This is a genomic window from Streptomyces sp. NTD107, assembly GCF_059510435.1.
In genome coordinates, this window is the sequence record NZ_JCAJZV010000014.1 from 59,467 (window position 1) to 78,999 (window position 19,533).

Below are 19,533 nucleotides of genomic sequence, written 5' to 3' on the forward strand. Positions count from 1 at the left end.
GGCGCATGATGGGCCTCCAGCGCCTGCGTCCGATGAGGAAAGATGCCCGTTCCCGTGACGATCCTGCTCGTCGAGGACGACGAGGTGATCCGCAGATCGATCACCATGGCGCTGGAGCGGTACGGCTACCGTGTCACCTCCGCCGGCGACGGCCTCACCGGACTCGAACTGTTCCGGGAAGGCCGCCACGACCTGCTGCTGCTGGACGTGATGCTGCCCGGCCTCGACGGCCTCGGGCTGTGCCGCCGGATCAGGGAGACCAGCATGGACCCGATCCTGATGATGTCCGCGCGCGGCGACGCGCTCGACGTGGTCTCCGGGCTGGAGGCGGGCGCCGACGACTACGTGGTCAAGCCCGTCGACACCGCGGTGCTGGTGGCCCGGATCCGCTCGCTGCTGCGGCGGGCCACCTTCACCCGCGCCGCTCCGGCCGGGCCGCACCACCCCCCGGCGGACTCCGGCCGCCAAGGCGGCGAAGGCGCCCCGCTGGTCTTCGGCGACCTGACCATCGACACCGCCGGCCTCGACGTGTTCCTGGCGGGCGAACCGGTCGCGCTGGCCCCCACCGAGCTGCGGCTCCTGCTGGAGTTCGCCGCGAACCCCGGCGTCGTTCTGGACCGGCAGTTGCTGCTGCGCAACGTGTGGGACTACGGCTGGGACGGCGACAGCCGCATCGTCGACCTGTGCGTCCAGCGGCTGCGCAGGAAGATCGGCGCCGGGCGGATCCAGACGGTCCGCGGGTTCGGCTACAAGCTGCGGCGCTGACGTGGACACCGTGCGTGACCTGCTGAACTGGCGTTCGCTGCGCTGGCGGATCGCCGCGCTGGTCGCCGTCGCCTGCTGCGCCATCGCGCTGACCGTCGGGCTGCTGGTCCACCGCAGCACCCTGGAGCGGTCGCTGAACGACGGCCGGGCCAAGGCCGTCACCCAGCTGTCCCTGGACCTGCGGGACTACGAGCGGGACGGCACCCCGCCCCACTCGCTGCGGACGGCGCCCGGGACCGTACCCGACGAGCTGCTGCGCCGGCTCCGGGAGCCGCAGGCCCTGCGGGACGGATATGCCACCTGGTACGAGGAGGCCGGCCCCGGGGACCACCCCTCGATGTGGGCGGCGCGGAGGTACGGAGGCGGCCCCGTCGCCGTGGAGGTCGACATGACGCCCGACCTGCTCACCCGGCGCGCCCTGGACCGGTCCATGTGGAAGTACTCCCTGGTCGCGCTGGCCGTCGTCGTACCGCTGTCGGTGCTCGCCGCGGAATGGCCCCACCGCAGGCTGCGACGGGTGGCGCGGACCGCACGCCGTATCGCGGACGGCGACCTGGCGGCCCGGACCGGGGCCGGCCGGGGCAGCGACGAGATCGCGCAGATCGCGGCCACTGTCGACGCGATGGCCGACAGCCTGCTCGAACGGCTCCACGCCGAACAGCGCTTCACCGCCGACGTCGCGCACGAGTTGCGCACCCCGCTGACGGGTCTGGTCACCGCGAGCGAGTTGCTCCCCGAGGGGGAGGCCACGGAGCTGGTCAGGGACCGGGTGGGCGTACTGCGGAGCCTGGTGGAAACCCTGCTGGAGATCTCCCGGCTCGACGCGGGCGTGGAACGGGCCGACCTCAGACCCGTTCCGCTCGCCGCGGTGGTCGGCGAGTCGGTGCACCGCACCGGGCTGCCGACCCGGCTCACCACGGCCGGCGCCCGGTCCGCCGACACCGACCCGCGGCGGCTCGACAGGATCATCGCCAACCTGGTCGGCAACGCCCACCGGCACGGCCGCGCACCCATACAGGTCGAGGTGGCGGGCACCCGCGTGACCGTACGGGACCACGGACCGGGCTTCCCCCGAGAACTGCTCGCCGAGGGCCCCGGGCGGTTCCGCACCGGCACGTCCGAACGGGGCCGGGGCCACGGCCTGGGTCTGACGATCGCACTCGGCCAGGCCCGGGTCATCGGCGCGTCACTGTCCTTCACCACCCCCCCCGACGGCGGAGCCCTCGCCACCCTCCACCTCCCGCCGGCCGACTGACCCGTTCCCAGAAGGTCGGCATCGGGTGCCCAGCCTCATCCAGGGCTCGGCCACCGCGTCGTGAGGTCTGCTCCGTCGTCGAGGCCGGCGGGCCTCTCGTCGTCGGTCTCGATCAGGGCCTCCTGGCCCTCCGGCTCGCCTGGATCAGCACCTGTCGGCGGAACGGTATGCGCCGAGTGGTCGTCGTTGTCCGGCAGGCAAAAGGGTTGTCAGGCACGCCCCGAGCGCAGATGGCGGGATGCTGCCAGGCAGGAGGACAGCCATGTTGCCTCGGCCCGATCGATGATGAGGTCAGCGACGGTGATCACACCGTCCATCGCTCCGCCCACACGGATCGAGTGGTCGTCGACCTGGTACATCTGCCAATCCGCGTCGCTGTGCCAGAGGCGGGCGGTCTTCTGGCCTCGGCGCTGGGCGAAGACGAGTTCTTCTCCGTGTTCGTTCCTGTAGTAACCGACGTAGTCCTTGTCGGTGATCGTGCCACCGCACAGGCGGGCCAGGAGGGGCTCGATCCGGGGCGGGGTGTCGTTCACGGGGTGGGCTCCTCGGTCGGGTCGGGGTCCTGCTGTGTCGAGGAGAGCGCGAGCATCCGGGTCGCCGACTCCAGCAGCGTCTCGTATGTGATCACCTCTATGCGGGTCGCGTGGGTGTTGTACGTGCGCAGCGTCTCAGCGATCTCCTGAGGCGTGACGTTCCCGGTCACATAGCGCGGGTGCCCGATGACTACGGTTGCCGAGGCCCTGCGGGTATCCACGCCGTGCTCCTCAAGGATCGTGCGGCGGTTCTCATCCATGACCCGGAGGTAGTTCTGCGCCTGGGACACCGCGTGATGCACCGAGGCGCCCGGCATGAGGTGACGGCTTCGCCGGATCACCAGGTCGCGGATGTTGGCACGCTTGAGTTCCACCACGTGCAGGGATCCGTCGCCACGCAGGAGTGGAATGTCCAGAATCGTGTCCGGGGTGTACTGGCGTCGGGCCAACTCCATGACATAGGCCCCGCCGAAGATCCATTCCTGGTTCTTCAGGCAGGAATGCAGCGCGCCCTCCGAGCTGTCCGGGTCGTCCACTGCGGCGCGCAGGGCGGTAAGGCCGGCCTTCCGCGCCTTCAGCTCCAGCAGTTGTGCCAGCAGTCCCGCGTCGGCGTCCGCCAGTGCGTCGGCCACCAGTTGCGCGGTCTCGGCCGAAGCCGCCCGGGGCAGATTCCGGACGAGGATTTCCATGTGCCCGAACCGCTGGAGGCGCCGCACGTCCTTGGCGGCCAGCCGGATACCGCCCTCGCCGCTGCCGAGGCCCAGGTGGGGGGCGGACCGGGCAATCCCACGGAAGAGGTCACGGGCGTCGGTGAGGGTCGCCTCCGGGTTGTCGCGGTGCAGGACGTCCAGGGCGGCGACCGCCCGGTCGGCCCCCTGGGCGACCAGGCGGCGCATGAACTCCTCGGCGCGCCGCTGCGCCTCGCGGTCGTAGTACATGTCCAGGACATCGAGAAACAGTTCCCCGCCGGCGTAGGCGGCGAAGCGCTGAAATCGCTGGGCGAACTCGAAGTTCTCCACAAGGATCGCGTACTGGGCGACGTCCTCCAGCGCGTCCACCAGCGGCCGGCCCTTGCCGTATGTTGTCCCGCCACCGACGCCGCTTCCCATGATGCGCAGCACCGCGTCGATGCGACGGTGTAACTCTGGCTGCTCGGTCAGCTCACGCGCCTCCTCGACCATGCGGCGCAAGGTGAAGCCAGATCGGAAATTCGCCATGAGGGTCACCCCAGGGACGGGCACTGACAGCCGGGGCCGTGGTTTCCGGATGGGGTGGTGTGACGCGTTTCACCCGGGGGTGGTGGGGGTTGGGTGGGCGGGGGGATTGTTCGGATAGTGGATGGTTGTGTCTCATATTTCGGGCAATAGGTTTGCTTTGCCGCTGTCGTCGGTTAGCTTCTCGCTCAGGTCAAGAGAGCCAGCGCCAAGTCCCGGCTTGCTGGCCGGCAACCCTCCTGCACGGTGGGGTGCCCCCGGGAAGGACCCGGCCGCGGTGATGCGGCAAGCGTGCTCCTCCTGAGTCCTCGTCTGCGCCCCACGGCGTTTTCGACGCGTTTGCCCGGTGCCTCGGTCACCACCTGACCAAGCAGCATGAGGCGGACTGCATGAGCACCACTGACGACATAGGACGGCTGGCCGGTCTCGACGAGCGGGTCGAGGCGGCCCGGGCGGTGAAGCCGTTGGTGGCGCAGCGGGCGCAGGAGGCCGGGGAGGCGCTGTTCGGCGGGGATCAGCCGGTACGGCGCGGGCTGGCCGCGCTGGCCGCGCGGTGGCACGGCGTCGACGAGCTGGTCCGGCATCACGCGGAGCGCGGTGCCGACCCGGTGCTGTGGGGGGATGAGCTGCCCGATGACCCCGCGCTGCGGGCCGCCGCCGCGCACGTCGATCTCATCACCGTTTCTCCGGCGCTGGCCACCCGGGCCGATCTGGCGCGGCTGAGCGAGGCGGGGTGGTCTCCCGACGAGATCGTCGGCATTGCGCAGAGCGCCGCGTTCACCGCTTTTCAGGTGCGGGCCATTCACGGGTTCCGGTTGATCCAGGGGGACGAACCCGCGCACACCGTCGTTCCGCCTCGGGTCTCGCCCGGGCACGGCCGGGTCAAGAGCGATGCGCGGACGGCGTCCAACGGGCGCGAGCGGCCGGTCGAGTACACCCGGGAGCTGCTGTCCTGGACGGCCTGGGTGCCGCCCGTACCGGTGCCGGAGCTGACCCCCGAGCAGGAGGACTCCTTCCGGGGGAAGACCAATGGGGAGTACTTCCGGCTGCTGTGCCGGCTGCCGGCCGTGCTCGCCGCGCGTACGGCGCTGGATGCCGCGATCTTCGCGACCCGCGAGGGGCTGCCGCGCGCCGAGCGGGAGCTGGCCGCCGCCGCGACCAGCAAGGTGACGGACTGCGTGTACTGCGCGTCCGTCCATGCCCGCAAGGCCGCCCAGATGTCCAAGCGGGTGGGGTACGTGGATCTGTTGCTCCAGGTTTCGCTCGAACGTGACGAGCGCTGGGTTCCGCCGGCCACCGATCCGCTGGGTGTTGGGCAGGACTCGCGGTGGGCGGCCATCGTCGAGTTCGCCGGTGCGCTCGCCACCACGCCCATCAGTGCCACCACCGCCCATGTGGAGCGGCTGCGTGCCGAGGGGCTCAGCGATGTCGAACTGGTGGACCTGGTGACGGCCACCGCCTTCTTCGGCTGGGCGAACCGGCTGATGCTCTCCCTCGGGGATCCCTACTGGCCCGAGGCCCAGTGAACACCACCCGTCACACCACACGTCGAAAGGTACGTTTCATGAGATCACGCCTGGGCCGGGTTTCCCTCTTCGCCGCCACCGCCGCCGTGCTGGCCGTCTCCGGGTGCGGCACCGTCACCACCGAGGGGGCCGGGGAGAAGGACGACGACGGCAAGAAGGGTTCGCTCACGGTCGTCGACGATGTCGGGCGCACCGTCGAGCTCAACGGTCCCGCCGAGCGGGCCGTGGTGCTCAACAGCTACGGCAACGAGTTCGCCCAGGCCATCGGCGCCGGGGACCGGGTCGTGGGCTACGACCGGGTCTCCGCGAGCCGGCTGCCGTACCTGGGCATCGCCGACGACGAGATCGTCAGCGAGAACCTTCAGGAGATCAACTACGAGGCGGTCGCGGAACTCGACCCCGACGTGTTCATCCTGCCCCGCAACGGGGCCTGGCAGGAGGCCAGCCGGCAGCTGGAGTCCTTCGGCATCCCCGTGGTCGTCGCCACCGCCTGGGACTTCGACGTCTTCCACGAGACCGTCGAACTCCTCGGGGAGGTGTTCGGGGAAACGGAAGGCGCCGAGCGGGTCGCCGGGTTCTACGACGAGATCTTCGGTCTGGTCAGCGACCGGGTGGCCGGCACCGAGCCGGTGCCCGTCTACTGGGAGACCGAGGAGCCCTACCTCACCGGCCTGCCCGGCTCCGGCTTCGACCAGATCATCGTGGCCGCCGGGGGTAAGAACATTTTTGGTGATCTCGACACCGGCGGGGATCAGCAGTCCGAGACCACCGTGGACCCGGCCGCCATCCTGGAGCGCGAACCGGCCGTCGTCGTCCACGAGTTCGGGCCGTCCGCCGAGCCGACCGGCCAGGAGCGGTTCGACACGATCGGCGCCGAACTGACCGGCCGGGCCGGCTGGCAGGACCTCCCGGCGGTACGGGACGGCCGGGTGTACGTGACCAACGGCTGGGCCACCAGCGGGCTCTCCAAGGCCATCGGGGCGCTCTACCTGGCCACCTGGCTGCACCCCGACGCGTTCGCCGACGTCGACCCCGCCGACTATCTGGCGCGCTGGGCCGAGGAGTTCCAGGGCGCGGACTTCCCGGGCGGCGACGCGTACATCCAGAAGGCGGGCTGACGCTTGTCCGTCTCCACCAGTACCGAGGCCACCACCGCTCCCCCGTCGTCCGGCGACCGGCGCCGCACCGCCGTGCTGTGGAGCGGGGTGGCGGTGGCCCTGCTGGTCACCACCTGGTGCGTCACCGCCGGGACGGCCGACGCCGGGCTGTCCGACGTCTGGCGCGCCATCCGTCTCGCCGTCTTCGGCGGGGTGCTGGAGCACGACTTCGCCAGGACGTACTCCATCATCATCAACCTCCGGCTGCCCCGGGTGCTGCTCGCCTTCGTGGCCGGCGCCGCGCTCTCGATGGCCGGCGTCGTGATGCAGGGCCTGCTGCGCAACCCGCTGGTCTCCCCGTTCACCCTCGGGGTCTCGCCGGCCGCCGCGTTCGGCGCGGCGCTGGCGATCCTCCTCACCGGCGGATCGGCCGGCTCCGGCTCGTGGCTGGTCATCGGCTGCGCGCTGGCCGCCGCGCTCGCGGTCTCCGCCCTCGTGCTGGGGCTGGCCTCCGCCAAGGCGATGTCCACCGCCACCCTGCTGCTGCTGGGCATCGCGCTCACCCAGCTCTTCGAGGCGATGACCGCCGCCCTCCAGTTCGTGGCGGACGAGAACACCCTCCAGGCCATCGTGCGCTGGACCTTCGGCTCGGTGAACGACGCCGGCTGGCACGAGGTCGTCATCGTCGGGGCCTGCGTGCTGGCCGCCCTGCCGCTGCTGCTGTGGTTCAGCCGCGACCTCAACGCCATCGCCTTCGCCGGGGACGACGCCGCCAAGAGCCTCGGCGTCAACGTCGGCGCCGTACGGGTCGGGCTCATCGTCGTCTCGGTGGTGCTGGCCGCCGTCGTGGTGTCGTTCTGCGGCGTCATCGGCTTCGTCGGCCTGGTCGGCCCGCACATCGCGCGGCTCGCCATCGGCGCCGACCACCGCTATCTGCTGCCGTTCTCCTTCCTCACCGGCGGGCTGCTGCTGGTGATCGCGGACACCGTGGGACGTACGATCCTGGCGCCGTCCGTCATCCCGGTCGGCATCGTCGTCGCCTTCATCGGTGCCCCCGTCTTCATCAACCTCATCCTGACCAGGAAGGCGGCGCGGTGAGTCTCGATATCGCGGCGGTCCGGTTCGGCTACAAGCGCAACCCGGTGCTGGAAGGCGTCGACCTGCGGGTCGAGGAAGGCGGCTTCTGCGCCCTCCTGGGCCCGAACGGGTCCGGCAAGTCCACCCTTACCAAGATCATCGCCCGGGTGCTGACCCCGGCGGCCGGCGCCGTCTCCTTCGCCGGCCAGGACCTGCTGGCCGCCCCGCGCCGCGAGCACGCCCGGGTCGTCGCGTACGTACCGCAGTCGGCGCCGGCCCCGTTCGAGCAGACCGTACGGGAGGCCGTGCTCCTGGGCCGCACCCCGCACATCGGGCTGCGGCCCACCCGGCGGGACTGGGAGATCGTGGACACCTCCGTGGACCGCCTCGGCCTCACCGCGCTGCGCGACCGCCCGATGTCGCAGCTCTCCGGCGGCCAGGCGCAGCGGGTGCTCATCGCCCGCGCGCTCGCCCAGCAGCCGCGGGTGCTGCTGCTGGACGAGCCCACCTCGGCCCTGGACCTGCGCTACCAGATCGAGACGCTCCAGATCGTCCGCTCGATCACCCGCGAGGAGGGCGTCACCGCGCTGATCGCCATCCACGACCTCAACCACGCCGCGCACTTCTGCGACCAGGCGGTGCTGCTGAACGGCGGCCGGGTGGTGGCGGACGGGCCGCCGGAGCGGGCGTTCGACGCCGCCGTGCTGAGCGAGGTGTACGGGCTCGACGTGCTGGTCACGCGCGGCACGCACGGCGTGGAGGTACGGCCGGCCGCGCTGGAGCCGGCCGCCGCGACGATCACGGAGGCGAAGTGACCACCGCCGACTTCGACGTGGTCGTGGTCGGCGGCGGGCCGCGCGCCGTCTCCGTCGTGGAGCGGCTGACCGCCCGGCACCCGGACACCGAGCCGCCGGTACGGGTGGCCCTGCTGGACCGGGTCGAGGCCGGCGCCGGCGCCACCTGGCGCACCGACCAGTCGCCGCTGCTGCTGAACAACACCTACAGCGCCCACACCACCATCTACACCGACGACTCGACGCCGATGACCGGCCCGGTCGTCCCCGGCCCCGATCTGATCGGCTGGGCGCGGGCGGGCGACCCACCGCCCCCGGACCGCCCCGGGTGGGTGGCCGGCGAGGCGGCGGCGCTGCGCCCGTGGTCCTATCCGAGCCGCCGCATCCAGGGCGTGTACTACCGGGAGCAGCTGGCCCGGGCGGAGCGCACCGGGCGGGTCGCCGTCACCCGGGTGCTCGGGACGGCGGTGGATCTGGAGCCGGCCGGCGGCGGGGCGGCCCGTACCGTACGGCTGGCCGACGGCGGGGCGCTGACCGGGCGGTTCGTGGTGCTCGCCCAGGGCATGGTGCAGGCGAAGCGCTCCGCGCGGGTGCGGTCCCTGGTGGCGGCGGCCCGGCGGGACGGGCTGGTCTACATCGAGCCCGGCATGCCCGCCGAACGCGACTGGGAGCGGGTGCCGGCCGGCGAGACCGTCCTGGTCACCGGCCTGGGCGCGAACTTCTTCGACGTGGTCGCGCTGCTCACCGAGGGGCGCGGCGGACGCTTCGAGCCGGCCGGTGACCCGGCCCGCCCGGCGCGGCTGCGCTACCTGCCCGGCGGGCGCGAGCCGCACCTGGTGGCGGGTTCGCGGCGCGGCCTGCCGTACCGGTCCAAGGCGGTGTATCCGGACGGGTTCCCGCCGAGGTACGTGCCCCGGCTGGCCACCGGCGCGTGGTTCGCGGCGGTGGCGGGCGGGCGCGGGCAGGACTTCCGGCGCGATGTGTGGCCGCAGCTCGCCCGGGAGTTCGCCTGGGCACACCTGTCCACGCTGCGCGCCCACCGGCCCGGCGCCCTGGCGCCCGGCTGGGACGAGGCGGACGTGCTGGCGCGGCTGCGCGCCGCCGGGAGTGACGCGGCGGTGGACGCGGTGGTCGCGGGCGCGGTGGCGGCCGACCGGTGGGCGCTGTCCGTGGGGCGGCTCGACCGGCCGCCCGCGCCGGGGCCGGTGGAGCCGGAGACCTGGCGGCGCTGGGTGCGCGAGCATGTCGAGGACGAACTCGACGCGATGCACGACCCCCTCACCCACCCGCGCAACACCGTCAACCGCGCCATGGCGGCGCTGCGCGGCCCGGTGCGGAAGCTGGTGACCGGCGGCGCGCTGGACGGCGCCGGCGTGGCGCGGGACGTCGACGGCTGGTTCACCCCGCTCGGGCTCGCGCTGGCGTCGGGGCCGCCCCCGTACCGTACGGCGCAGGTGCTGGCCCTGATCGACGCCGGGGTGCTGGAACTGCTGGGCGAGGACTCCTCGGTGATGTACGAGGACGGCGCCTTCAGCGGCCGGTCGGCGGTGCGGCGGGCGGCGCCGGTACGGGCCCGGGCGTTCGTGGAGACCCGGATGTCGAAGGGGATCGTGACCGATACGGACGACCCGCTGCTCGACGCGCTGCTGCGGCGGGGGCGGGCGCGGCTGCACCGCTGGCCGTCCGAGCAGGGTCCGCCGGTGTCCAGCGGCACGCTGGATGTGACGCCGGACGGCTTTCAGCTGCTGGCCGCGGACGGGAGCGCGGACGAGCGGGTGATCGTGCTGGGGATACCGGCGGAGGGCGTGCAGCCGGGGTCGGCCATCGGGGCCACCCCGGGGTCCCCGTCGCCGCTGCTGGCCGGGGCCGACCGGGCCGCCGCCCAGATCCTGGCGGCGGTCGGCGTACGTACCCGGTAGGGGTCAGGAGCGCGGGCCGGAGGCGTCCTTCGCGTCCTGCTCCTGCTTCTCCTTGATGCGGGCCGCTTCCTTGCGGACCTCGGCCTGGGTGGCGCGCTCCTGCCGCAGCCACTCGGGCACGTCGCTCTTCAGGGCGTCGATCTCCGCCGTGGTGAGCGCCTGCGTGACCCCGCCACGGGCCAGGCCCGCGATGGAGACGCCCAGCTTCGCCGCCACCACCGGGCGCGGGTGCGGCCCGGTCTCGCGCAGGGTGCGCAGCCACTGGGGCGGATCGACCTGGAGCGCGTTCAGTTCGCTGCGGGTGACGACGCCCTCCTGGAACTCGGCGGGGGTGGCCGGGAGGTACACACCCAGCTTCTTCGCCGCCGTGGCGGGCTTCATCGTCTGGTCGGTCCGGTTCGAGCTCATGCGGTCAAGGGTAGCGAGCGCGTGCGATACCGCCGACCATGACCGGATAGCCTCATGATGTGACGGACTCGGACACGGACACCGCCCCCACCACCTTTCGGCTCGCCTATGTGCCGGGGGTGACGCCCGGCAAATGGGTGCGGGTCTGGAACGAGCGGCTGCCCGGTGTGCCGCTGGTGCTCGGCGCGGCGACGGCCGCGCGGGCGCCCGGTCTGCTGCGGGACGGCGCGGCCGACGCCGGGTTTGTGCGGCTGCCGGTGGCCGACCGCACCGGGCTGAGCGTGATTCCCCTCTACACCGAGACCACGGTGGTGGTGGTCCCGAAGGACCACGTGGTGGCGGCGGCCGACGAGGTGACGGTCGCGGATCTCGCCGATGACGTGGTGTTCCACCCGCTGGACGACACCCTGGAGTGGGAGCGGCTGCCCGGCCGGCCGGCGGTCGAGCGGCCGGGCGCCACGGAGGACGCGATCGAGCTGGTGGCGGCGGGGGTGGGGGTGCTCGTCGTGCCGCAGTCGCTGGCCCGGCTGTACCACCGCAAGGACCTCACCTACCGTCCGGTCACGGACGCGCCCGCCTCGCGGGTGGGGCTGGCGTGGCGGGAGGACGGGACGACCGAGCTGGTGGAGGAGTTCATCGGGATCGTCCGGGGGCGGACGGCCAACAGCTCGCGGGGGCGGCAGAGCGAGCCGGCGCCGAAGGTGAAGGCAAGCGCGAAGGCGAAGGCGAAGGCCCAGCGGCGGGCGGCGGCGCAGGGGGGCGGGCAGGGGGGCGGGCAGGGGGCCGCGCCGGCGAAGGGGGCGAAGGCGTCGAAAGCGTCGAAGGGCGCGCGCCGGCGGCGTTCCTAGGCCGGGTTAAGCGTGCGCCCCAGCAGGTCCAGCAGGGCCCGCCAGTGGCGTTCGGCCGCCGCCTCGTCGTACATGGCGGTGTCGGCCTGGGTGAAGCCGTGCCGGGCGCCGGCGTACACCTCGGCCCGGTGCCGTACCCCCGCCGTACTGAGGGCGGCCTCCAGGCGTTCGATCTGCTCCGGCGGATTGCCGGTGTCCTGGTCGGCGTGGGCGAAGTACAGCTCGGCGGTGATCCGGCCGGCGCCCCGGTGCGGGCTGTCGGGTGCCTCGGTGGCGAGGTGCGCGCCGTGGAAGCCGGCCATGGCGGCGACCCGGTCCGGGTGGCCGGCGGCGGTGCGCAGGGCGAGGCCGGCGCCCATGCAGTAGCCGGTGACGCCGGCCGGCCCGTCCGTGGTGAGCGGGGAGGCGGCCAGCCAGTCGAGGTAGGCGCCGGCGTCGCGCAGCACGGCCTGCGGGGTGAGCGCGCGCCGGGCGGGGCCAAGCCGTTCGAAGATCTCGGGGCGTTCGGCCGGGCTGATGAAGTCGGGCAGTTCGACGACGGGCGCCCGGCCGCTGCGGTAGGTGACATTGGGCAGCAGCACGGTGTAGCCGCCGGCGGCGAGGCGGTCGGCCATGGCCGTCAGCCGGGGGCGTACGCCGAAGGCGTCCATGTACATCAGGACGGCGGGGTGCGGGCGGCCGTCGGCGGGGTGGGTGAGGTACGCGTCGGCGGTGCCGTCCGGGGTGGGGATGTCGACGGTGGTCATGGGGGTCTCGCTCCCTCCGCTGCCGGTTTTGCCAGGTTTTGCCGGGCCGTGATCACCGTACTCGGGCGGAGCGGCCGGCACCTGACGTGAGCATGGGCCGGATCACCGGGGCGGGGCGGGGCGAGACTTCGGCTTAAGTTGCCTAAGTCAATCAATCGAGGCAGTATGTTTGAGTAAGTCAAGCAAGCCAGCCCTATGGGCAGCCACCCCCGGAAGGTCCAGCCATGTCCGCCACCCTCACCGAACCGCCCGCGAGAGGCGCGGCCGGGCGCACCCCGAACCCCAACGCCGTCGTCGCCGTACTGGCCCTCGCCGGCATCGTCGTCTCCCTCATGCAGACCCTCGTCATCCCGATCGTCCCGGAGCTGCCCAGGTTCCTGAACGCCTCCGCCTCCGACGCCGCCTGGGCGGTCACCGCCACCCTGCTCGCCGCCGCCGTCGCCACCCCGGTGGCCGGCCGGCTCGGCGACATGTTCGGCAAGCGGCGCGTCCTGCTGGTCAGCCTGGTGCTCCTGATCGCCGGCTCGGTGGTCTGCGCCATGAGCGACTCGCTCGTCCCGATGATCGCCGGCCGCGCCCTCCAGGGCCTGGCCGCCGCCGTCGTCCCGCTCGGCATCAGCATCATGCGCGACGAACTCCCGGCGGAGCGGCTGGCCGGCTCCACCGCGCTGATGAGCGCCTCACTGGGGGTCGGCGGCGCGCTCGGACTGCCGGCCGCCGCGTTCATGGCCGACAACTTCGACTGGCACGTCCTCTTCTGGACCTCGGCCGTGGCCGGCGTCATCGGCCTCGCCCTGGTGCTGGCCTTCGTGCCCGAGTCGAAGGTACGCACCGGGGGCCGGTTCGACGCCCTCGGCTCGCTCGGGCTCTCGGCCGCGCTGGTCGCCGGGCTGCTCGCGATCTCCAAGGGCGGCGACTGGGGCTGGACCAGCGGTACGACGCTGGGGCTCGGCGCTGCGGCCGTCCTCGTCCTGCTGGCGTGGGGCCTGTACGAGCTGCGCGCGACCCAGCCGCTGGTGGATCTGCGCGCCACCGCCCGCCCGCAGGTGCTGTTCACCAACCTCGCCTCGGTGGCCTTCGGGTTCTCGATGTTCGCGATGTCCCTGGTGCTGCCGCAGCTGCTCCAGCTGCCGGAGGCCACCGGGTACGGCCTGGGGAAGTCGATGATGACGGTCGGCCTGGTCATGGCCCCGCAGGGGCTGGTCATGATGGCCATGGCACCGGTCTCGGCCGCCATCACCAAGACGAAGGGCCCGAAGATCACCCTGATGACCGGCGCCGCCATCGTCGCCGCCGGCTACAGCCTGAACATCGTCCTGATGTCGCAGGTCTGGCACCTGGTGCTGGTGTCCTGCGTCATCGGCGCCGGCGTCGGCTTCGCGTACGGGGCGATGCCCGCGCTGATCATGGGCGGGGTGCCCGCCTCCCAGACCGGCGCGGCCAACAGCCTCAACACCCTGATGCGGTCCATCGGGACCTCGGCCGCCAGCGCCATCGCGGGCGTCGTGCTGGCGCAGCTGACCATGGACTTCGGCGGTCACGCGATCCCGTCGGAGAACGGGTTCAAGACGGTCATGGCCATCGGGGCGGGGGCGGCGCTGCTGGCGCTGGCGATCGCCGCCTTCATCCCGGGCCGCAAGGCGGCGGCCGGCGCGGACCCGGGCGCGGTGAACGCGCCGGCGTCCACGCCGGAGGCCGCCACGGCGCGGGCGTAACCGCCCGGGGCGCCGCGGCCGGGACCGGCCCGGGACGTACGGCAACGTGGCCGTACGTCCCGGGCCGGTGTGTGCGCCGGGGGTTCTGGAAAGCCGTGGAGGGCGCTATTTTGTTGTGCGGGAGCGCTCCCACGCACGTGCACGGACTGAAGTACCGGCGACGGGCCGTCGGTACCACCGGCCCGTACGACCTACGGGGCCGGTGCTGCCGCCTGCCCGTCACGGTCCATCCCCTTCAAGGAGAACCGTGACCACTCAACCCCCCACCACGCGCAGGGCCAGGCTCCTGGCGGTCCTCGGCGCCGCGGTCCTCGGCCTCGTCGCCGCGCTGATCCCCTCCCCCGCGTCGGCGCACGGCTCGACGATGATGCCGGGCGCGCGAACGTACCTGTGCTACCTCGACCTCCAGCGCAACATGAGCACCCAGATGCCCACCAACCCCGCCTGTGCGGCGGCGGTACGGGCGACCGGCACCACCCCGCTGTACAACTGGTTCGCCGTCCTCGACTCCAACGGCGGCGGCCGTACCACCGGCTACATCCCGGACGGGCAGCTGTGCAGCGGCGGCAACCGGGGGCCGTTCAACTTCTCCTCCTATGACGCGGTCCGCACCGACTGGCCGATCACCCACCTCACCTCCGGCTCCAACATCGAACTGCGGCACAGCAACTGGGCGCACCACCCCGGGACGTTCAACGTGTACATCACCAAGCAGGGCTGGGGCGGCGGCGCCCTGCGCTGGAGCGACCTGGAGCAGATCAACTCGGTGACCAACCCGCCGCAGCGCGGCAACGTCGGCTCGGAGAGCGGTCACTACTACTGGAACGTCCAGCTGCCGCAGCGGACCGGCACGCACATGCTGTACGTGCACTGGATCCGTTCCGACAGCCAGGAGAACTTCTACTCCTGCTCGGACATCGTCTTCGACGGCGGCAACGGTCAGGTCACCATGGGCTCCGGCGAGACGCTGAGCGCCGAGGAGATCAACGAACTGGCCGACACCGCCGAGGCGGCAGCCGCGGTCTCCGCGCCGGGGCACGCCGACCACACGGACCACGGCGCGCACGCGGACCACGCGGCGACCGGAGCCACGACGACCGGCGCGAGCGCCGGCGCGGGCCTGCGGACGCTGGTGGCCGCGCTGTTCTGATCCGACCCGGCACCATCCCACGCGCCCGGCCCGGCGGAGCCACCCCTCCGCCGGGCCAGGGCGGCTGCCGGGTCAGGGGGGCGGTTCGTTCCCCGGCCTGCGCCGGACGAGCGGGAGTTCGCGGGCCAGCACGGAGAAGTGCCGCTGGCCGTACCAGGACGCGTGGTTGCCGATCACGATCAGCCGGCGCTTCGCGCGACTGACGGCGACGTTGAGGAGGTTGGGCTTGGACGCGGCCCAGCGCCGCGATCCCGCCGCGTCGGGGTGGGTACCGAGGATCACGATCACCACATCCGCCTCCTTGCCCTGCGCGGTGTGGACGGTGCCGACGCGCCGGCGCGGCACGGAGTCCCGAAGGAGGTCCGCCGCCTGCCGGGCCACCTCGCGGAACGGGCTGATGACGTACAACTGATCGGCGCTGAGCCCTCGTTCCCGCAGCTCCGCGACCGCTTCGACCAGTGCCGCGCCCTCGGCAGGTATCCACTTGCCGGCGGCTTCCTGGGAGCGCACATCCCACCAGAAGCTGTCCTTGGGCGGACGGAACTCGCCGCGGTCCCCGACCCCGTGGACCATCAGTCCGTCGTAGGCGATCTCATTGCTGATGGTGAACATCGGGTCGTCGCAGCGCCGGTGGACCCGCAGCGGGGAACCCACCCATACCTGCGTCGAACCGTCCGGGAGCGCCGCCGGCAGCGTGGTGCCCCAGCGCCCGAGGCGGTCGGCGACCTGCTGGGCCGAGGTCCAGGACGGCACCCACTCCTGAGCGACCCGATGGTGTTCGCGCAGCCGCTGCTGCGCGGTCCAGGGCAGGACGACGACGGGCTCCAGTTGCAGCGGGTCGCCGACCAGCACGGCCCGGCTGCTGCGCCACAGCGCCCCCACCGGCGCTTGCGGGGAAGCCTGTCCCGCCTCGTCGATGAACAGCCACCCGAGGTCCTCCCGGCCCAGGCCGGCGAAGAGCCGGTCGCACGAGGCGAAGGTGGTGGAGACGACGGGGACCGTCAAGAACAGGTTCTGCCAGCAGGCGCGCACCGCCGCCGGGTCCAGATCCTTCGGCGCGTCCCCGCCGACCAGGTCCATGGTCGCCCGCAGGTTCTTGACCATGATGTCGCCCGCCGCGCCCAGAAACGCCCGGTGCAGCCGCAGCGCCTCCAGGAACAGCCGGGTGCGGGCCGCCGTGAACTCCTCGTCGGCCCAGGGGGCGCTCTTCTCCCGGCGTTCGATGGTGCTCCGGTCGGCGCCCGGCAGGTAGTCGGCGCGGTCGGGGACGTGCGCGCCCCAGCGCTCCCTCGCGTCGCGGACGAGCCGCGCCATGGTGGCGACCCGGTGCTGCTGAGCCTGCCACGTGTCCACCGCGTGCTGGGCGGCTTCCGCCTCCCGGTGCAGGGCGTCGTGGTGGGCGCGGGCCAGGGACGCCGCTTCGGTGGCGGTATGGACTTCGGCGGTGAGGCGTTCGTACTCCTGCTGCCAGACGCGGTTGGTACGGCCGCCGGTGAACAGGCCGTGCAGCAGGCCCGGCCGCCCCGCCTGGTGGTCATGACGCTCCGAGCGGCGTTCTCTCTCCCGCTCCTCCAGGTGCTGGACCTGGTGCCTTGCCGTCGTGGCGCGGCGGCGCAGACCGGGAAGCGCGGCCCTGAGCGGCTCGGTCCGGCGGGTGGTGTCCGCGAGCTCCCGTTCGGCCGCGGCGAGTTCGGTGAGTGCCTGGGCGACCCGCTGCCGTTCGTCCCGCAGGCGTTCGACCGTGCGCCACTGCGCCGCGAACCGTCCGGCGGCGGCGGCCCAGTCGATGGGGCCGGCCGGGTTCTCGTCCTGTCCCGTCAGGGCGTGCACCAGACCCCGCTTCGTACGCGTGGCTCGGGTGCCGCCGCCGGGGCCGGGGCGCTTCTGCCGCAGGTTGCCCCACCAGAAGCTCTGCACGAAGTCGTTGCGGTTCTTGCGGTTGCCGAGCCGGGCCGCGATGGCTCCCCATGCCGGGGCGCCGTCCAGCATCAGGCTTGCCTGCTCGGCCAGGTAGCCGGCCTCCTCGTGCCATTCCTCGGCGATGGCGTCCCGGGCGGGGATCTCCTCGGTGATGTTCTCCACCGCGCCGTTGTTCGCCGAGGCCACCACCATGGCGAAGCCGGTGAGGGGTGATTTCAGCTCCCGTACGGAGCGGGAGTACTGCTGGCCCCGCCACTTGTGGGTCTTCCCGAAGGCGTCCCGGGGGTCGCGCAGGCCGGCGAGGGCGTGGGCGCGCTCGGTGACCAGGGCGGCGATGGCATCGCGCAGCATGGTGGTCTTGCCCGTTCCCGGTGGGCCGTTCACCGAGAACAGACCATCGGCGGGGAGGAGTTCGCCGAGCATCCGGTTGACCGCGAACTGCTGGCTGAGCACCAGCGGCCGGTCGGACGCCGACGGCCACCGCCCCATGGGGATACGCGCGGGGGCCACCCCGGCCAGGATCTCTTCCGGGTGTTCGCGTACGTCGAGGCGCCGCGTGACATCGATGCGGTCGGCTTCGGTCAGATACGTCGCCAGCGCTCGGCCGGCTCTTCCCTGCCGCAGTTCGGCGCCGACCTTCTCCAGGTCATCGGCGATGAAGCTGTTGAGGAAATCCGTGCCGGTGGACTCGTCCGCCCGGTCCTCGCGGATTTGTACGCTCTTCACCCGGGCGGCGTCGGGAACAAGATCCGCTGTTACTCCGAACCGCTCGGCGAGCCAGGCGGTGAAGGCCGCGATGGCCCGGACCGTTACGGGGTGGGTGCCCAGGTTCTGCGCCGCCTGCCCACCGGAGGGGGCGTCGTCCCCGGTGTCCGTTTTACCGGAGTCGTCGCCACGGACGAGATCGACGGCCCCGCGGGTGAACGTCTCGGCGGCCTCTCCGGCGGCGGATTGCGCGGCCCGGCCGACGACACCCCCTATGGCCTGGCCGACCGCACCGCGCGCGAGTTCGCCCACCCCCGAGACCAGTCCACCGCTCAGCGCGTCGCCGACCAGTCGTCCCGCCGTCGCCAGAAAGCCTCCGGAGCCGGAGCCGCCACCTTCCACCGTGAGCTTTCCGTCGCCGAGGTCGAGCATGCGCCGCTCGCAGAACTCGGCCTCGTCGGGGAAGCCGTCGAGCCATCGGGCGTCGGCCGGACCGGGTGATCTGGTGCGGCCGGTCGCCCAGGCGCAGGTCGAGAAACCGACGGAGTCCCGCAGCAGCAGGCCGTGCTGGCTGACGCTGAAGGACAGCAGAGCGCTGTCGCCGGACAGCCGGCCGTCGCGGTCTTCGGCGGCGGTGTCGGGAAACACGTCCGCGAGCACGTCGCGTACCCGCTCGATGCCGAAGACCCCGCAGTAGACGGTGTGCTGCCAGACATGCCCGGCGCGAGGGGGCGGCAGCGAGCCGGGCTCCTCCCAGGGCAGTGGCCGCCCCGGCCTGACGGCGGCCACTCTTTCGCCGTGGTTGACGGCGGGCACGTTCTGGGGGCTGAACAACTCGACCGCTCGCCAGAACCGTACGACGTCCGCCGCGCGCCTGTGCTCCCCCGGCCTCGCCGCCACCGGACCCCCTCCATCGACACCCATCGCCCCGGCCGGCCGGCGCGGGCGGGATTCCCGTACCGGCGGAACCGTCCATCATGCCGGTTCGGGCACGTTGATGGGGTGGTTCACGGAAAATGATCACCGCCGGGGCGGCTGCCGGGTCAGGGGGTGGTGCGTTCGGTGAAGACCTCGCGGGCCGCGGTGATGCCGTTGATGGCGGCGGGGAAGCCGGCGTAGACGGCCATCTGGAGGATGGTTTCCACGACTTCTTCCTCGGTGCCGCCGACATTCAGCAGGCCGTTCACATGGACTTTCAGCTGGGGGCGGGCGGTGCCCAGGGCGGTGCAGGCCGCGATGGTGACGATTTCGCGGGCGTGCAGGTCGAGGCCGGGGCGGAGGTAGATGTCGCCGAAGGAGAATTCGATGATGTAGCGGGCGAGATCGGGGGCGATGTCCGCCAGACTCTTGATGACCGCTTCGCCCGCCTCGCCGTCGATTTCCGCCAGGGCCTGCCAGCCCCTGTCGTACCGGGATTCCGTGCTTTGCGGTTCGGGCTGCGCGGCGTTCTCCGCGGGCTCTTCCGGGCCGGCCGCCTCGAAGATCTCCTTTGCCACGGTCAGGGCGTTGATCGTCGCCGGGAAGCCCGCGTAGATCACCACGTGCATGATCGCCTCGGTGATCTCGCGGCGCGAGCAGCCCACGTTCAGGGCGCCGTTGATGTGGAATCTGAGCTGCGGCAGCGCGTGGCCGAGCGCCGTCAGGGCGCCGATGGTGGCCAGTTGGCGCTGCCGCAGCGTCAGGGTGGGGCGGGCGTAGATGTCGCCGTACGGGAACTCGACCGTGAACCTGCCCAGGTCCGGGGCCACGTCGGAGAAGCTGTCGAGCACCGACGGGTGCTCCTCGCCGGCCAGTTCGCGCAGGATGCTCAGGCCGTCGCCGAAGCGGTCGCGGTCGCCGTCGTTCGCTGCCATGGTCGAAT

General features: G+C 72.5%; 16 protein-coding genes and 1 riboswitch. Of the genes, 10 read left to right on the forward strand and 6 right to left on the reverse strand.

Translation table 11 applies throughout. From position 1 onward, the window contains the following. Window positions 1-42 precede the first annotated feature (42 nt). Entirely contained in the window at window positions 43-765 is a 723-nt protein-coding gene (gene cseB, locus AC5WRL_RS23510; RefSeq protein ID WP_496090633.1) for a two-component system response regulator CseB, read from the forward strand. 1 nt (window position 766) lies between these two features. Then, window positions 767-2,020: an ATP-binding protein gene (locus tag AC5WRL_RS23515; protein ID WP_496090634.1), complete on the forward strand. Its 1,254-nt coding sequence runs from the start codon at window positions 767-769 to the stop codon at window positions 2,018-2,020. Between the two features lie 209 nt (window positions 2,021-2,229). On the opposite strand, the gene AC5WRL_RS23520 is transcribed toward AC5WRL_RS23515, so the two are convergent. Further along, on the reverse strand, window positions 2,230-2,553 hold the full coding sequence (locus AC5WRL_RS23520) for a hypothetical protein (RefSeq protein WP_496090635.1): 324 nt from the start codon (window positions 2,551-2,553) through the stop codon (window positions 2,230-2,232). Continuing rightward, on the reverse strand, window positions 2,550-3,734 hold the full coding sequence (locus tag AC5WRL_RS23525; RefSeq protein ID WP_496090636.1) for a Shedu anti-phage system protein SduA domain-containing protein: 1,185 nt from the start codon (window positions 3,732-3,734) through the stop codon (window positions 2,550-2,552). Before AC5WRL_RS23525 ends, AC5WRL_RS23520 begins: the two co-directional genes overlap by 4 nt. Window positions 3,735-3,958: 224 nt before the next feature. Beyond that, a riboswitch (SAM riboswitch) is annotated at window positions 3,959-4,065 on the forward strand. A gap of 91 nt (window positions 4,066-4,156) precedes the next feature. Here AC5WRL_RS23525 and AC5WRL_RS23530 point away from each other — a divergent pair. The 5 genes from AC5WRL_RS23530 to AC5WRL_RS23550 are packed head-to-tail and all read left to right on the forward strand — an operon-like array spanning window position 4,157 to window position 10,180. Continuing rightward, window positions 4,157-5,293, forward strand: coding sequence for a peroxidase-related enzyme (locus AC5WRL_RS23530; RefSeq protein WP_496090637.1), 1,137 nt, complete (start codon window positions 4,157-4,159; stop codon window positions 5,291-5,293). Window positions 5,294-5,331: 38 nt separating this feature from the next. Beyond that, entirely contained in the window at window positions 5,332-6,411 is a 1,080-nt protein-coding gene (locus AC5WRL_RS23535) for an ABC transporter substrate-binding protein (protein WP_496090638.1), read from the forward strand. Between the two features lie 3 nt (window positions 6,412-6,414). Then, a complete protein-coding gene (locus AC5WRL_RS23540; protein WP_496090639.1) occupies window positions 6,415-7,488 on the forward strand; it encodes a FecCD family ABC transporter permease in 1,074 nt (357 codons plus the stop codon). Continuing rightward, a complete protein-coding gene (locus AC5WRL_RS23545) occupies window positions 7,485-8,282 on the forward strand; it encodes an ABC transporter ATP-binding protein (protein ID WP_496090640.1) in 798 nt (265 codons plus the stop codon). The genes AC5WRL_RS23540 and AC5WRL_RS23545 overlap by 4 nt, the downstream gene beginning before the upstream one ends. Next, a complete protein-coding gene (locus AC5WRL_RS23550; protein WP_496090641.1) occupies window positions 8,279-10,180 on the forward strand; it encodes an FAD/NAD(P)-binding protein in 1,902 nt (633 codons plus the stop codon). Before AC5WRL_RS23545 ends, AC5WRL_RS23550 begins: the two co-directional genes overlap by 4 nt. A 3-nt stretch (window positions 10,181-10,183) precedes the next feature. Here AC5WRL_RS23550 and AC5WRL_RS23555 read toward each other — a convergent pair whose 3' ends face one another. Then, a complete protein-coding gene (locus tag AC5WRL_RS23555; RefSeq protein WP_496090642.1) occupies window positions 10,184-10,588 on the reverse strand; it encodes a DUF5997 family protein in 405 nt (134 codons plus the stop codon). Between the two features lie 59 nt (window positions 10,589-10,647). Between AC5WRL_RS23555 and AC5WRL_RS23560 the strand changes: the two genes are divergently transcribed. Continuing rightward, window positions 10,648-11,436 carry a LysR substrate-binding domain-containing protein gene (locus tag AC5WRL_RS23560; RefSeq protein WP_496090643.1) on the forward strand — a complete coding sequence of 263 codons (789 nt, stop codon included), beginning with the start codon at window positions 10,648-10,650 and terminating at the stop codon, window positions 11,434-11,436. Here AC5WRL_RS23560 and AC5WRL_RS23565 read toward each other — a convergent pair. Further along, window positions 11,433-12,182 (reverse strand): dienelactone hydrolase family protein, encoded by a 750-nt coding sequence (locus AC5WRL_RS23565; protein WP_496090644.1) that lies wholly within the window; start codon window positions 12,180-12,182, stop codon window positions 11,433-11,435. The two genes, AC5WRL_RS23560 and AC5WRL_RS23565, sit on opposite strands and share 4 nt — an antisense overlap. A gap of 224 nt (window positions 12,183-12,406) precedes the next feature. On the opposite strand from AC5WRL_RS23565, the gene AC5WRL_RS23570 reads away from it, so the two are divergent. Together AC5WRL_RS23570 and AC5WRL_RS23575 are read left to right on the forward strand one after the other, a co-directional pair. Continuing rightward, window positions 12,407-13,897 (forward strand): MFS transporter, encoded by a 1,491-nt coding sequence (locus AC5WRL_RS23570; RefSeq protein ID WP_496090645.1) that lies wholly within the window; start codon window positions 12,407-12,409, stop codon window positions 13,895-13,897. 247 nt (window positions 13,898-14,144) lie between these two features. Next, window positions 14,145-15,047, forward strand: coding sequence for a lytic polysaccharide monooxygenase auxiliary activity family 9 protein (locus tag AC5WRL_RS23575; RefSeq protein WP_496090646.1), 903 nt, complete (start codon window positions 14,145-14,147; stop codon window positions 15,045-15,047). A 72-nt stretch (window positions 15,048-15,119) separates the two neighbouring features. Here the strand turns inward: AC5WRL_RS23575 and AC5WRL_RS23580 are convergent, their stop codons facing one another. Both AC5WRL_RS23580 and AC5WRL_RS23585 read right to left on the reverse strand, forming a co-directional pair. Further along, the gene (locus AC5WRL_RS23580; protein ID WP_496090647.1) at window positions 15,120-18,572 is read right to left on the reverse strand and encodes a DEAD/DEAH box helicase; all 3,453 of its coding nucleotides are present in this window, start codon (window positions 18,570-18,572) and stop codon (window positions 15,120-15,122) included. Between the two features lie 143 nt (window positions 18,573-18,715). Continuing rightward, entirely contained in the window at window positions 18,716-19,525 is an 810-nt protein-coding gene (locus AC5WRL_RS23585) for a carboxymuconolactone decarboxylase family protein (RefSeq protein ID WP_496090648.1), read from the reverse strand. Between the last annotated feature and the right edge of the window lie 8 nt (window positions 19,526-19,533).